This is a genomic window from Kitasatospora sp. NPDC034035 (assembly GCF_055575755.1).
In genome coordinates this window covers 43074-57496 of the sequence record NZ_JBVISA010000010.1, presented here as the reverse complement: position 1 = coordinate 57496, position 14423 = coordinate 43074, and the positions used below count along the sequence as shown (strand labels likewise).

Sequence of the window (14423 nt, the reverse complement as noted above, 5' to 3'; positions counted from 1 at the left end):
AGCGCCGACATGAGGAGCGCCGACATGAGGAACGCTGACGTGACGTCTCGGCAGGACCGCCCGCTGCTGGAGATCGACGGCCTGAGCGTCCTGCTGCCCGCCGGCCGGGCCGCCCGGCCGATCCTGGACGGCGTCTCGCTGCACGTCGCCGCGGGGGAAACCGTCGGCCTGGTCGGCGAGTCCGGCTCCGGCAAGTCCGTCGCCTGCCGCAGCATCCTCGGCCTGCTGCCCGAAGGCGCCCGCGCCGAGGGACAGGTCCGGGTCCGCGGCCGCGACGTGCTCACCCTGGACCGCCCCGGCCTGCGCGAACTCCGGGCCCGCCAGGTCGCCATGGTGTTCCAGGACCCGCGCGCCGCCGTCAACCCGCTGCGCCGGATCGGCGACTTCCTCACCGAGGGCCTGCGCGCCGCGGGCACCCCCGCCGACCAGGCCACCGCCCGGGCCGAGCAACTCCTCGACGCCGTCGGCATCGAGGACCCGCACGGCGCCCTGCGCCGCCACCCGCACGAGTTCTCCGGCGGCATGCTCCAACGGGTCGTCATCGCCGCCGCCCTCGCCGGCGAACCCGAACTGCTGATCGCCGACGAACCCACCACCGCCCTGGACGTCACCACCCAGGCCGAGGTGATCGCCATCCTCACCCGCCTACAGGCCGAGCGCGGCACCGGACTGCTGTTCGTCACCCACGACCTGGAACTCGCCGCCGCCGTCTGCGACCGGATCCACGTCATGTACGCCGGCCGGATCGTCGAGACCCGGGCGACCGACGACCTGTTCGCGCACCCCCGCCACCCCTACACCGCCGGGCTGCTCGCCTGCACCCCCCGGATCGACCCCGACGCCCCACCCCCCGAACCGGTCCCCGGCCGCCCGCTCTCGCTCGCCGAGGCACCACCCGGCTGCGCGTTCGCCGCGCGCTGCGCCTTCGCCGAACCGCGCTGCTCGGCCGAACGGCCCGCGCTCCGCCCGTGCGGCGACGGCCTCGCCGCCTGCCTGCGCGCCGACGAGGGGATCCTGCCGTGACCGACTCAACCGGCCTGGTGGTCAGGGGGCTTCGCAAGAACTTCGGCGCCCGCCCGGTGGTGGACGGAGTCTCCTTCACCCTGCCGCCCGGCGGCTCGCTCGGCATCGTCGGGGAGTCCGGCTGCGGCAAGACCACCACCGCCCGCATGCTCGTCGGGCTGGAGCGACCCGACGGGGGCACCGTTCACCTGGACGGCGCGGACCGCTCGGCGCGGCCCCGGGGCCGCGCCGAGCGACTGGCCCGGGCCCGCGGCGTCCAACTGGTCTTCCAGGACCCGTACGTGTCCCTCGACCCGCGGATCCCGGTCGGCGCCTGCGTCGAGGAGGTGCTGCGGCTGCACTGCGCGCTCGATCCGGCCGCCCGCCGCCGCCGGGTCGCCGAACTCCTCGACCAGGTCGGCCTCGGCGAGCGCGAGGCCGCCGCCCTGCCCCGTCGGCTCTCCGGCGGACAGCGCCAACGCGTCGCCATCGCACGGGCGTTGGCCGCCGAACCGCGGGTGCTGATCCTGGACGAGGCGGTGGCCGCGCTCGACGTGTCGATCCAGGCGCAGATCCTGGACCTGCTCGCCGGGATCCGCCGCGAGTCCGGGATCGCCTTCCTGTTCGTCAGCCACGACCTCGCGGTGGTGCGGCACCTGACCGACGAGGTCGCCGTCCTGCGGGCCGGACGGGTCGTCGAGACCGGGCCGACCGTCCGGGTGCTCACCGATCCGCAACACGCCTACACCCGGCTGCTGTTGGACTCCGTCCCGCGCCGCGGCTGGGATCCGGGCCGGATCGCCGAGGCCCGCCGGGCGCTGGCCTGACCGGCCCGGACCGCCCGAGCCGGCCGGGCCCCTGCCGCGGGGGAGGGGCCCGGCCTCACCTCGGGCGCCGGGCAACGGGCGGCGCGCCGGGCCCGTCGGTGCGGGCGCGGGTGCCGGTCAGCCGGTGCGGTGCAGGTCGCACTGCTGCTGGAAGGCGGAGGGTGCGTCGCTGCTGACGATGGCGATCTTCGGCGGCGGTCCGGCCTCCGCGGGGGCGTCCTCGGCGGTGCAGACGAGTTGCTGGATGGCGGGCGCGGACAGCTGTGCGGCGGGCCAGGACAGCCGCAGGGTGACGGTGCCCGGGGCGGCCGTCGCCTGGACACGGGCGTTGGGGGGGCAGGTCGCTGTAGAGGCCGGCGTGCTGCTCGGCCCGGTCGGGGCCGATGACCAGGGTGTCGAGGGTCTGCTGGAGGCTCTCGCGCTGGGCGCCGGGCCGGATGGTCAGGCGGATGCCGTGCTGGTCGAGGAAGTAGAGCCTGGTCCCCGGCTGGATCCCGGTGGCCGGCCGGCCGCTCTTCACGGGGTCGGTGGTGGCGATCGAGCAGCCGCCGAGCAGCGACAGCACCGGCAGCAGCGCGGCGGCAGCGGCCAGGGGCAGGAGGCGAGGGCGAGCGGTCATGTCCGGTCCTCCGCGACGATCGTGGTGATGCCGCGCGGCAGGACGAGGGTGAACACCGCTCCGCCGCCCGGGGAGTTGGCGGCCTCGATGAGCCCACCGTGCAGCCGGGCGTTCTCCTGGGCGATGGCGAGGCCGAGCCCGCTGCCTTCGGAGCGCCGACGGGCCCTGTCCGCCTTGTAGAACCGGTCGAACAGGTGCGGCAGTTCGCCGGGCGGGATGCCCGGCCCCCGGTCGGTGACGGTCAGCACGAGGTCGTCGTCGGCCGCCCGCAGGGTCAGCCGGACGGGCGGGCGGCCGTGGCGCAGCGCGTTGCCGACGAGGTTGGCGACGATGACGTCGAAGCGGCGCGGGTCGAGGCGTACGGGCAGGGCGGCGGGCAGGGCGAGTTCGACCCGGTTGCTCCAGCCGCGCAGGTCGAGGGTGTCGCGGACGGCGGTCGCCGCGTCGACGTCCTCGGCGCGCAGCGGGGCGGCGCCGGCGTCGAGGCGGGAGATCTCGATGAGGTCGTTGACGAGCCGGGTGAGGCGGTTGGTCTCGTTGCTGATCATCCGGAGTGCGGTGGCGGTGTCGGCGGGGAGGTGTTCGGCGTCCTCGTCGAGGATGTCGGTGACGGCGAGCATGGCGGCGAGCGGGGTGCGCAGTTCGTGGGAGACGTCGGCGGCGAACTGCCGGCCCTGGGACTCGACGGCGCGCAGTTCCTCGATGGTGCCCTGGAGGGTGCGCGCGGTGTGGTTGAAGGTCTTGGAGAGCTGGGCGAGTTCGTCGTGTCCGGTGACGGTGAGGCGGGTGTCGAGCTTGCCCTGGGCGAGGTCGTGGGCGGCGTCGCCGAGCGCCCGGACCGGTCGCAGGACCTGCCGGGCGGCGACCACAAGGACGTCGGCTATCAGGAGAAGGAGATAGTCGACGGCCTGCGGATGATCCGGGAGGCCACCGGCGGTGCCGCGGTGGACTACTACCGGGCGCCCGGTGGCGCGTTCACCCCCGAGAGCCGGCAGATAGCGGCGGCCAACGGCCTGCGCCCGCTCGGTTGGAACGTCGACACCCGTGACTTCGAACGTCCCGGCGCCGACAGGATCGTCGAGACCGCCAGGGAGCAGCTGCGCCGCGGCCCCACCGTCCTCCTCCACGACGGCGGCGGCAACCGTGCGCAGACCGTGGAGGCCCTGGAGCAGCTCCTGCCCTGGCTCAAGGCCAACGGCTACACCTTCAGCTTCCCCGAGCGGTGAGGCCGGAGCGGGTGAGCCCGGAGCGGGTGAGTCCGGAGTCGCCGGATCCGCCGGATTCACCGTGCGGCGCCGGGGCAAATGCTTGACAAACTCAACCTTTCATCCTTAGTGTCGCTCTTGTCCATTGCTTCACGTGATGAAACTTCCATGTGTGCACGTTGCGCACCACCCCTCAAGGACCGCGAGCCCCCCATGCACGACAGCATTCCTTCAGTGGTCGCCCGACTGCGGGCCGAGTTCGACTCCGGCCGGACCAGGCCGCTCGCCTGGCGCCTGGACAAGCTGGCCGCCCTGCGCGCCCTGCTCACCGAGCAGGCCGAGGTCTTCCAGCAGGCCCTCCACGCCGACCTCGGCAAGAACGCCACCGAGGCGTACCGCACCGAGATCGGCTTCACGCTCAACGAACTCGACCACACCGTGACGCACCTGGCGGAGTGGCTGCGCCCGAGGCCGGCCGCCGTACCGGAGGTCTTCCGCCCGGCCGACGCCCGGGTCGTCCGCGACCCGCTGGGCGTGGTGCTGATCATCGCGCCCTGGAACTACCCGCTCCAGCTGGCCCTGGCCCCGGTGGTCGGCGCCCTGGCCGCCGGGAACACCGTCCTCGTCAAGCCCAGCGAGCTCGCCCCCGCGACCTCCGCGGCCATCGCCGAGCTGCTGCCGCGCTACCTCGGCGAGGAGACCGTCGCGGTCGTCGAGGGCGCCGTCCCGGAGACCACCGCCCTGCTGGAGCAGCGCTTCGACCACATCTTCTACACCGGCAACGGCGCGGTCGGGCGGATCGTCATGGCTGCCGCCGCCAAGCACCTCACCCCGGTCACCCTGGAGCTCGGCGGCAAGAGCCCGGTCGTGGTCGATCCCGGCGCCGACCTCGCCGTCACTGCCCGGCGGATCGCCCGCGGCAAGTTCCTCAACGCCGGCCAGACCTGCGTCGCCCCCGACTACGTCCTCGCCGTCGGCGACACGGCCGCCACCCTGGAGCGGGAACTGGCGGACGCGGTACGGGAGTTGTTCGGCGAGAACCCGGCCGAGAGCGCGGACTACGGGCGGATCGTCAACGAGCGCCACTTCGACCGCCTCAGCGCGCTGCTCGGCGACGGGCGGACCGTCATCGGTGGCGAGCACGACCGCGACACCCGCTACCTCGCCCCGACCGTCCTCACCGACGTCCCCGCGACCGCCCCGGTGATGACCGCCGAGATCTTCGGCCCGATCCTGCCCGTCCTGGCCGTCGCCGACCTCGACGCGGCGATCGCGTTCATCAACGAGCGCGACAAGCCGCTCGCCCTGTACGCCTTCACCGAGTCCGCGGACACCAAGCGGCGGCTGACCGAGGAGACCTCCTCGGGCGCGCTCAGCTTCGGCCTGCCGGTCTCGCACCTGGCGATGCCCGACCTGCCGTTCGGCGGCGTCGGCGAGAGCGGCATGGGCCGCTACCACGGCGAGTACTCGATCGAGACGTTCAGCCACGCCAAGGCCGTCGTCGACAAGCCCCTCGGCTGAAACCGCGTCGCCCGCACCGACGGCGACGGCTCGGCGCGATCACCGCGCCGAGCCGTCGCCGTTCGTCGTGCAGGCCCAGTGAGGGCCGGGGGCGGCCCGGGGCGTCGGCCGCCGGGGGCGTCAGCCGACGGTCAGGGGGAACGGGCCGGCCAGCACCGAGTAGCCGTCGTTGGCGAGGTAGTACGCGTCGTACGTGCCCGCGCCGTTGAGCTTGCCGGTGGACAGGGTGACGGCGCCGCTCTGGTTCGGCGTGTAGGCCCAGGTCAGCGCGGACCGCGAGCCGGGGGTGACGCCCGCCGGGTAGACGCCGACCCAGTTCTTCGCGCTGACCTGCGAGGTGTTCGGCAGGGCGTAGCGGAGGGTGGCGTTGCCTCCGTTGGTCACGGCGGCGAGGTCGCCGGTCAGGGTCGGCCGGGTCGCGGTGGACGGCGCGAAGGCGGCGTTGAGGGGCGTCGCGTAGGTGTCGTTGCCGGTCAGCCCCGGCAGCCCGAGGGCGGCCTCGACGGTGCGGCCGATGCCGTAGTGGTCGTAGTGCAGCGGGCTGCTGGTGGCGGCCGGGACGGTGCCCTGCGAGCCGACGACGACGGTGGCGAGGTGGTTGTAGCCCTCGCTCTCGCTCTCGTCCCAGGTCAGCAGGAGCAGCGAGCGCTGCTGGGTCCAGGCCGGGGAGGCGAGCACGGGGGCGAGGGTCTGCTTCAGCCAGCCGTCCTGGGCCTTCAGGCTGGTGGCGTTGCCGTTTCCGGAGGCCTCGCCGTCGTAGTAGTCGTCGGCCGCGATCCAGGAGAAGTTCGGGGTGGTGGCGGCCGACTGCAGGTCGGTGGTGAGTTGCGAGGTGTCGAAGAGGTGCGCCGCGCAGCGGGCCGGATTGCCGCTGATGTCCGTGTAGTTGATGAACGGCGCGTCGTCGGGCTCGTAGTAGCTGTCGTTGTTCTTGTTGGTGTTGCAGGGCGTGCCCATGCCCTGCTCGTAGGCCTTCCAGCTCTTGCCGGCCTCCTCGATGGTGTCACCGAGGTTGCGCTGGGGTGAGTTGATGTTGGGCCAGTAGGTGGCGCCCTTGGTGTAGGTGTCGCCGCCGGCGACGGCGAGGTAGTTCTCGTCGCTCGGGTGGTAGACGCCGTGGGAGTCGGTGAGGGTGGCGCCCTGGGACATCAGGCTGTGGATGAACGGCGTGTCCGCCGGGTCGTTCATGATCTGGGAGTAGTCGGTGTTCTCCATCATGACGACGAACACGTGGTCGTAGCCCGGTACGGCCGAGGCGGGCGGCGTGACCGGCGCGGGCGCGGTGACCGGGGTGTCGAGGGTGAGCGAGAGGTTGTCCAGGTAGCCGGTCTCGTTCGAGGTGGAGAGGAACTGGACCTCGACCTGGACGGACCGGGTGCCGGCCGGGACGGCCCCGGTGGCGCTGCGGGAGAGGAACTGGGTGCTCAGGCCGCGGTCGGTCGCGGAGACGGTCGGCAGCTTGGCGGTCGCGCCGAGCGGGCGGCCGCCGCCGTCCCGGAAGTGCAGGCTGACGGCGACGTAGCCGCTGTAGGCGGCCCAACCGCCCAGCCAGCCGGAGAGGTTGTAGTGCACCGCGCCGCCGTCGATCGCGGTGGCCGCCGAGGAGACGTCGACGGTCTGCGCCATCGAGCCGTCCCCGAAGTTGCCCGGCCCGAAGAAGGCCTTGCCGGGCGTCCGGCCGTCGGTCGGCAGGCCGAAGGAGCCCACCGAGTGGCACACGGAGTCGATGCCGCCGGCCTGGACCGTCCAGCCGGGGACGGTACTGGCCGCGCTCCAGTCGTTGGTGCAGTAACCGCCGGTCTCCGCGTCGCCGTTGACGATCAGGTTGCCGCTGCCGCCCGCCGCCTGGGCGGTGCCGGGGGTGGCGACGGTCAGTGCGCCGACGAGGGGGAGGGTGGCGAGCAGCCCGCCGAGGGTGCTCCAGCGCAGTGCCATGGGATACCTCGTGTCGTGGTGAGGGTGGGAGCCATGGCGGTGCGCCATGGGGTGGGACATAGGTATCGGGTCGGGCTGTCCGGCGGAAGAATGTTGGTGGAACTTGGTCAGACAAGTTCGGGCAGAGGGCCTGCACCGGCGAGGGCGGCCGCTCCCGGACGGGCGAGGGCGGCCCGCCGCCGAGGCGGGGTTCGGCGTCGAACCGGGGGTCCGGCGTCGAAGGCGGTGTGCCCCGTCGGTACGGTGATGGCCGGGGCGAGGAGGGGTGGGCATGGTGGGGACGGGAACCGGGCCGACCGGTCGGCGGACGCCGCTCGCCGCGCTGCGCGCCAGGCTGCTGGCCGAGATCAACGCGACCGTGCACGGCCAGGACCTGCACCTGGAACGCTACGACCGCCCGGCCGGCGACCCGGGTCTCTTCGGCCCGGACAGCGTGGTGTGGCGGGTGCACGGGCACCCGGCCGGGATGCTGGTGGGCGGCTTCGCGGCGCTGCTGCTGCAGTCCCTGCACCCCCTCGCGATGGCCGCCGTCGACGCGCACTCGGACTTCCGGGTCGACCCGACCGGGCGGCTGAACCGGACGGCCCGGTTCGTCACCACCACCACGCTCGGGTCGACGGCGGCGGCCGAGCAGGCGATCGCGGGCGTACGCAGGATCCACCCCCGGATCAGCGGCACGGCACCGGACGGCCGCCCCTACCGCGCCGACGATCCGGAGCTGCTCACCTGGGTGCACACGGCCGAGGTGTACAGCTTCCTGACCGGCTACCAGGCCTACGCCGCCACCCCGCTGTCCGCCGCCGAGTGCGACCGCTACTACGCCGAGGCGAGGCGCGTCGCCGAACGGCTGGGCGCGCGCGACGTCCCCCGGTCCCGCGCCGAGGTGGCGGCCTACCTGGCCGGGATCCGGCCCCAGTTGCGGGTCACGCCGCCGGCCCTGGACGTGCTCCGGCTGCTGCGCGGCTTCGGCCGCAGCCGCCGCGAGCGTGCCGCCGTCCGGGTGCTGACGAACGCCTCGATCGACCTGCTGCCGTCCTGGGCCAGGGCCGAACTCGGCGTACGGCGGCCCTGGTTGGTCCGCGCCTGCTGGGACCGCCCGCTGGCACGGACCGGCGGTCGGATCATGGTCTGGGCCTGTGGCCCCTCGCAGATCCGCGCCGCCGCCTACGCCCGGGCCACCGCCGCGCCGCAGGACACCGGTTGACGCCGGCCGACACCCGTCGGCACCTGGTGCCACCGGTCGACGCCGGAACCGGCTGATCGACGTCAGAGGAGCGCGCACCAGCCGGCGAGGGGGCGGCACCGGCACCGGAGCTGGTGACGGTCTCGGGCCGCCGCCCGGAGCGCCGGAGCGAGCAGGCCGGTGCCGCCTTTCAACCGTGATATCCGGGTTCGGTTGTTTAGGGTTGGTATGCGGGAGTACGGGGTGAATCCGGGCCGGTGTACGGGAGGTGGGCGCTGTGATCCGTGGGGTCCACCTGGAGGCGCAGTGGCGGCAGGAGGCGCTGCGGACGAATCTGTGGCTCGTGCCGATCCTGGAGGTGGTGCTCGCCGGGGCGCTGTTCGCGATCACCGTGTCGCTGGACCAGGCGGCGTACCACGGAGACCTGGAGCTGCCGTCGTGGGTGGTCAGCGGGGCGGCGGACGCGGCGCGGCAGGTCCTGGCGGCGATCGCCGCGTCGCTCATCACGGTGGTGGGCGTGGTGTTCTCGATCATGATCGTGACGCTGACACTGGCCTCCACCCAGTTCGGGCCGCGCATGCTGCGCACCTTCATCCGCGACCGCACCACGCAGCTCACGCTGGGCACCTTCGTCGGGACGTTCGTCTACGCGATCCTCGCGCTGGTCGTCATCGGGCCCGGCCCGTACGGCGACTTCGTGCCGCACCTGTCGATCACCGTGTGCATGGTCCTGGTGCTCGCCGACCTCGCCGTGCTGATCTTCTTCATCCACCACATCGCCACCTCGATCCAGCTGCCCCGGGTGATCGCGAGCATCGCGGCCGAGCTGTCCGAGGCGATCGAGGCGAGCGCGGGCGGGGCGGAGCCGGCGGGCGCCGCGCGGGGGCCGACGGCCGCGGAGCTGAGCGGCCGGCTGGACACCGAGGGGGCGGCCGTTCCGGCGCCGGCCAGCGGGTACCTCCAGTTCGTCCGGCACCGCACGCTGGTGCGGATGGCGACCGAGCTGGACGCCGTCATCCGGCTGGACCACCGGCCCGGGCACTTCCTGGTCCAGGGCCACCAACTGGCCACCGTCTGGCCCCCCAGGGCGGCGCCCGAGGTGGCCCGCAGCTTCGCCCGCGCCCACGTCGCGGGCTCGACGCGCACGATCGCCCAGGACATCGCCTTCGCGGTCGACCAGCTCGTGGAGATCGCCATCCGCGCGCTGTCCACCGCGGTGAACGACACCTTCACCGCCCTGACCTGCATCGACTGGCTCGGCGAGGGCCTGTGCCGGATCGCCGCCCGCTGGAGCCCGAACCCGGTCCACCGGGACGACGCCGGGTACATCCGGGTGATGACCGTGCCCGTCAGCTACGAGCGGCTCGTCCAGCGCGCGTTCGAGAAGATCCGACAGGCCGCTCCCGGGATGCCGGCCGTGCTGATCCGCCAGCTCGACGCGCTGGCGGAGATCATGGCCGAGACGAGGACCGAACAGCAGCGGCAGGTGCTCCTGGCCCAGGCCAGGATGATCGAGCGCCTCAGCCGGGAGTCCGTGACCGAGCCGGCCGACCGGGAGGACGTGCGGCGGCGCTACCGCGCGGTGCTGGCGGCGTACGAGCAGGCGCAGCGGGCGGAAGGACCGGCCTGACGTCAGGCCCGCGGCGGCGATCGGCCGGAGGTCGCAGACGCCGGGGAGGCGCGTGGTCGGCGTCGACCACGCGCCTCCCCGGGCGCCGGAGTCCGGCAGGATCGGAGTGCGGAAGGACCGGAGTGCGGCAGGATCAGGGGGCGTTCCGGCCCTCCGGGGCGCGGTGCCCGGCCGAGGCCTGCTCCTGGAGCAGTGCGGCGACCTGGTTCACGTCGTCGAAGATGCGGATGACGTCGTTGATGTCGGTGGCCGAAGCGCCGTTCACGCCGACGAAGAACAGGTGCAGACAGCCGTCGTCCGTCTCCAGGTAGCCGGCCAGGTTCTCGGCGTTGTAGGCGATCCGCTGGTTGAGGTCGTCGGCACCCACGATGGTGCCGGGCTTGGCGAAGACCTTGCCCTTGGCCGGGCAGTCGGTCGCGCAGGAGATCGCGAGCGAGCCGTCGACGCCGAGGATCGGCAGGGAGTGGCGGAAGGCGTCCGCGTCGGGGGTGTGCAGCCAGTAGGCGAGGAGCTGGTCGAGGCCGGTGGGGGTGGCGCGGTCCTGGAAGACACCGCCGCGTCCGTCGGCGAGCTGGAACTGGGTCGGGTCGACGTGCGCCACGTCGACGAGGAAGTCGTGTTCGACGCCGAAGCCGTCGAAGCAGTCCTTGCTCCCGCGCGTGACGGCCATGTTGCACAGGGCCAGGTTGGCGCCGAGGTTGTGGCTGACCTTGAGGATCAGCTTGGCGTACTGGCTGTACGGCGGGGAGACGTACGCGGCCACCTGCGGGTCGCCGTCGTAGGAGGCGGGCAGCTTGCCGTCCGGGTTCGGGCCGGTCGGGTCGGCGGTGACGCTGACGCCGGCGCGGGCGAGCGCCTCGATCAGGGCGGTGCGGCCGAAGGCGTTCGGGTCCTGGACATTGGAGATGCGCAGGACGGGCTGCGCGTCGGCGGCGATGGTGCCGCTGAGGGTGATCTGCGTGCCGTCGGGGGAGGCGGAGACCTGGATGTTCGTCGGGCCGCCGGCCGCCACCGTCTGCACGGTGGAGGTGACCCGGTAGGGGGCGACCTGGGGGCGCCAGGTGAGCTGGGCGGTCTGGCCGGGGGCGGTGGGGGTGGTGAGGAGGTCGATGACGTTGTCGTTGATGATCAGCGGGGTGGGCTGCGGGTCCAGCGCCGGCGGCGTGAACAGCCTCGCGTCGACGACGACGTCACCGTTGACCCGCGTGATGCCCGCGTCGCGGACCTGGTGGGCGATCATGTCCAGCCCGGCGAGCGGGTCCTCGGGGGTGAGGGTGGCGCCGGGCAGGTCGTTGGCGCTGGTGTGGTCGATGGCGGTGTAGTCGACGGTCCCGTCGGGCCTGGTCCGGCCGCCCATCGTGAGGTCGCCCTGGGCGACGAGCGCGAGGTTGCCGTCGAGGGTCGAGCCGGTGCGCGTGCCGGTGGCGAGGAGCGGGGTGGTGAAGTGGTGGTCGGGGCCGAGCGTGTGCCAGGCGCCCGAGATGGTGACGAGCTTGACGGTCGAGCCGGGGACGAAGAACTGGTTCGCGAACCGGGAGTGGAACACCTGGCCGGTCGCGGGGTCGGTCTCCAGCACGCCCCACTGCGCGTGCTCGTATCCGGGCTTGTGCATGATCGCCTCGATGGCGGGCCCGAGGTCGTCGTCGTGCGCCGCGGCCGAGGGCGCGGCGGTGGTGCCCGCCACGGCGGCCAACGTCGCTCCGGCGGCGGCCCAGGCCAGCAGGCGGCCGCGGATCGTTCGTCTCATGTGTGCGTCCCGTCGTCGTCTCTGGGGGTCGGCAGACCCGTCGCAGGCAGGTGCGGACCGGCTGCTCATGGGGCGGATCGTAGGAACCCGGACGACGTACTTCTCGGTACCGGTCGGCGTGCTGACGGTGTGTGGCGGGAAAGTCCACCGGTCAGCCGAACGGCGGGATGGGCCGACGGCGGGTCAGCCGGTGCGGCCGCGGGTGAGGCGGTAGTGCCGTGGGTCGGCGATGCCGTGCAGGTCCTCGGCGGTGAGGGTGTCGCCGTCGCCGCCGAGGATCCGCAGGTGCCGCGGCTCGTGCACCGGGCGCAGCCCGAAGGAGGACGTCAGCTCCAGGTCGAGCCGGCCCTCGGTGCGGGCGAACGACCAGTGGCCGGTGACCTTGCCCTTCAGGCCGGCCCGGAGGTGGGTGCCCGTCAGGTCGCCGCCGTCGACGGAGCCGTCCGGTGCCGCCGCGTCCGCCGGGCCGGCCGAGGGGGTGAGCTTCAGGTCCAGGGACTCGCCGTGCTGGGCGTCGCTCTCGATCGTCCAGCGGCCGGGCTCCACCGCCGCACCGCCCGACGGGTCCGCTCCGGGGCCGCCGGGCGGGGCGTCGGCGGGCCGGGTGCCCAGCATCCGGTGGACCGCGGCGTCCGCCTCCCGGGCGTCATCGCCGGGCGGCAGTTGTTCCACCCGGCCCTGCCCCGGCGGCAGGGCCGTCGCGTCGAGCGGCCAGACCAGGCAGGGCTTGTCGAACGAGGCCGCGTACTCGCGCTGCGCCCGGACGTGCGGGTCGTCGGCGGCGTCCCGGGACCACAGGAGCAGGAACAGGTCGCAGGCCCCCAGCTCCTGCAGCACCGGCTCGGCGGGCAGGCCGTCGGAGAGGTCGCGGGACTCGTCCAGGGCGGTCCGGGCACCCCCGGCGCGCAGCCGGGCGTCCAGGTCGGCGGCCCGGTCGGCATCCGCGGGCGCGTGGGCGAGGAAGACCCCGGGGCGCTTCCGCCCCTCGGTGTCGCCGTGCCTCTCGTCGTGCCTGTCGTCGTGCGTGTCGTCGTGCATCGGTACCTCAGATCTCCGCTTCGTACGTTTCCTGGTCGCGGCCGTGGTGCCAGGGGGCCTTCGGGTCGTAGGAGGCGAGGTAGTAGTCCGCCTCGCAGGTGTACGTCTCGGGGAACAGCTGGTGCGCCCGCTGCCTCAGGATGTCCATGGCCGCGAGCTCGTTGGCCAGCCCCTGCTGGTCCTGTTCGGCCGCCGGCTTGGCCTTCTCCTCGTCCACCAGGGCCTGGGCCGCCGCGAGGTTGTCCTTCAGGAACTGCGGCCACTGTGCGGGATCGTTGCTGTACGTGTAGTGCGGTGTCACCCGGTAGTGGATCAGCTTGGGCCACCCGGCGTTGGGGTTCTTCAGCGGCGCCTTCTCGTCCAGGACGTGGGTGACGGTCGGGTACGCGTCCTGGTACGGCTTCAGCGCGGCCGCGCTCGTGGCGGCCCCCCGGACCTGCTGCCCGGTGGCGGCGAAGCCGATCATGTCGCCGCCGAGGTCGATCGGATGGTTGGCCGCGATCCACTGCTCGTAGTCCGCGGCCAGGCCGTTGGTACCGCTCTGCATCGCGGTGCGGATGGGGTTCTCGACCTTGTGGAAGTGCTCGTTGGTGTTGGACTTGGCGGAGCCCAGGAAGATGTTCCAGGCGGTGTCGTTGGCGCCCGCGACGAAGTCACCGTTGATCGCGTGCATCGCGGTGGCCGCGTTCTGCTGGCCGTTGGCGCGCACCAGGTTGCGGTCGGCCGCCTTCATGACGGTGAAGTCCGAGGGCTCGCCGGGTGACGAACCGCCACCGCCGTTGTTGAGCAGTCGCTCCAGGTACAGCGAGTTCCCGAGGGTGCCGCCTCCGGGGTAGACCAGGCCGGCCCCGTTCAGCACATCGGTCTGGAGGTTGCCGAGCGTCGCGCCGCTGGGCGTCATCGTGGCGAACGGCGTGAAGGCGGCCGCCCGCTGCAGCACGGCCTCCCCGGTGTGCGGGCTCGCGCCGTGCCCGTCCGCGTGCTCCTCGGCCGGCGCCGCCGTGGCGGGCCCGGCGCCGGCCACCGCCCTGCGCATCACCCGGACGGCGTTCGCCTCGGCCTCGCGCTCGAACCGGTCGGACGGGTCGGAGAGCCTGAGCCCGGAGCCGTTGTCGGCGCCCGCGACCGGGCCCCGGCGCTGCTGGAGGACATGGGTGAGCTCGTGGGCCAGGGTGTGCCGGTCGCCGCCGCCCTCCCCGATGACGACGTGGTTGCCGGAGGTGTAGGCGCGGGCGCCGACCTCGGCGGCGGAGGCGCGGGCGGCACTGCCGTCGTGGAGGCGGACGTCGGAGAAGTCGGCGCCCATCCGGCCCTCCATCTCGGAGCGGACGGCGGCGTCCAGCGGACGGCCGGGCGTGCTCAGCACGTCGTGGACGGCGGAGCGCTGCACCGTCGGCCGGGGCCCCACCCCGCCGGCCCGCCCGCCCGGTCCGCCCGCCCCTGCCTGGCGGAGCATCTGGAGGACGGCCCGGTTCCCGGCGGTGGCCTGCACCCCCATCAGGTCCGGCCGGGCGCTCCGGCCGCCGCCGCGGGGAGAGCGGGCCGGTGTACCGGCGCGTCCGGCGGCCTGGGCCCGGGCGTTCTCTCGGGCGTGCAAGGGGGCATGCAAATGGGGCCTCTTCCCGCGAAGGACCAGCGACCCTTCCTGCCTACGCGCTCGGCGGCCGGGGCGCCAGGGCCCCGAGGGCAGACCCTGGTGCCTCCGTGGTACCCCGG

Annotated in this window: 11 protein-coding genes and 1 pseudogene; 6 read left to right on the top strand and 6 right to left on the bottom strand. The window is 73.6% G+C overall.

Annotation, left to right across the window (positions count from 1 at the left end):
- The first annotated feature begins 24 nt into the window (after positions 1-24).
- Together ACZ52J_RS16330 and ACZ52J_RS16325 are read left to right on the top strand one after the other, a co-directional pair.
- On the top strand, positions 25-1023 hold the full coding sequence (locus ACZ52J_RS16330) for an ABC transporter ATP-binding protein (protein WP_465619345.1): 999 nt from the start codon (positions 25-27) through the stop codon (positions 1021-1023).
- Entirely contained in the window at positions 1020-1829 is an 810-nt protein-coding gene (locus tag ACZ52J_RS16325) for an ABC transporter ATP-binding protein (RefSeq protein WP_465619343.1), read from the top strand. The genes ACZ52J_RS16330 and ACZ52J_RS16325 overlap by 4 nt, the downstream gene beginning before the upstream one ends.
- Positions 1830-1884: 55 nt before the next feature.
- Here ACZ52J_RS16325 and ACZ52J_RS16320 read toward each other — a convergent pair whose 3' ends face one another.
- On the bottom strand, positions 1885-2448 hold the full coding sequence (locus ACZ52J_RS16320; RefSeq protein WP_465619341.1) for a hypothetical protein: 564 nt from the start codon (positions 2446-2448) through the stop codon (positions 1885-1887).
- Positions 2445-3317 carry a HAMP domain-containing sensor histidine kinase gene (locus tag ACZ52J_RS16315; RefSeq protein ID WP_465619339.1) on the bottom strand — a complete coding sequence of 291 codons (873 nt, stop codon included), beginning with the start codon at positions 3315-3317 and terminating at the stop codon, positions 2445-2447. Before ACZ52J_RS16315 ends, ACZ52J_RS16320 begins: the two co-directional genes overlap by 4 nt.
- On the opposite strand from ACZ52J_RS16315, the pseudogene ACZ52J_RS16310 reads away from it, so the two are divergent.
- Both ACZ52J_RS16310 and ACZ52J_RS16305 read left to right on the top strand, forming a co-directional pair.
- Positions 3312-3674: pseudogene (locus tag ACZ52J_RS16310) on the top strand (polysaccharide deacetylase family protein); the annotation flags it as partial. The gene ACZ52J_RS16315 and the pseudogene ACZ52J_RS16310 sit on opposite strands and share 6 nt — an antisense overlap.
- Before the next feature lie 192 nt (positions 3675-3866).
- A complete protein-coding gene (locus ACZ52J_RS16305; protein ID WP_465619337.1) occupies positions 3867-5174 on the top strand; it encodes an aldehyde dehydrogenase family protein in 1308 nt (435 codons plus the stop codon).
- Between the two features lie 120 nt (positions 5175-5294).
- Here ACZ52J_RS16305 and ACZ52J_RS16300 read toward each other — a convergent pair whose 3' ends face one another.
- Positions 5295-7109, bottom strand: coding sequence for an alkaline phosphatase family protein (locus ACZ52J_RS16300; protein ID WP_465619335.1), 1815 nt, complete (start codon positions 7107-7109; stop codon positions 5295-5297).
- 271 nt (positions 7110-7380) lie between these two features.
- Between ACZ52J_RS16300 and ACZ52J_RS16295 the strand changes: the two genes are divergently transcribed.
- Both ACZ52J_RS16295 and ACZ52J_RS16290 read left to right on the top strand, forming a co-directional pair.
- On the top strand, positions 7381-8313 hold the full coding sequence (locus ACZ52J_RS16295; protein WP_465619333.1) for an oxygenase MpaB family protein: 933 nt from the start codon (positions 7381-7383) through the stop codon (positions 8311-8313).
- 256 nt (positions 8314-8569) lie between these two features.
- Complete coding sequence (locus tag ACZ52J_RS16290) at positions 8570-9922, top strand: DUF2254 domain-containing protein (RefSeq protein ID WP_465619331.1); 1353 nt, start codon at positions 8570-8572, stop codon at positions 9920-9922.
- Between the two features lie 133 nt (positions 9923-10055).
- Here the strand turns inward: ACZ52J_RS16290 and dacB are convergent, their stop codons facing one another.
- From dacB to ACZ52J_RS16275, 3 genes are all read right to left on the bottom strand, one after another.
- Positions 10056-11669, bottom strand: a complete 1614-nt coding sequence (gene dacB, locus ACZ52J_RS16285) for a D-alanyl-D-alanine carboxypeptidase/D-alanyl-D-alanine endopeptidase (protein ID WP_465619329.1) — start codon at positions 11667-11669, stop codon at positions 10056-10058.
- A gap of 183 nt (positions 11670-11852) precedes the next feature.
- Positions 11853-12707 carry a TIR domain-containing protein gene (locus ACZ52J_RS16280; RefSeq protein WP_465619327.1) on the bottom strand — a complete coding sequence of 285 codons (855 nt, stop codon included), beginning with the start codon at positions 12705-12707 and terminating at the stop codon, positions 11853-11855.
- 7 nt (positions 12708-12714) lie between these two features.
- Positions 12715-14304 (bottom strand): eCIS core domain-containing protein, encoded by a 1590-nt coding sequence (locus ACZ52J_RS16275; RefSeq protein ID WP_465619325.1) that lies wholly within the window; start codon positions 14302-14304, stop codon positions 12715-12717.
- Between the last annotated feature and the right edge of the window lie 119 nt (positions 14305-14423).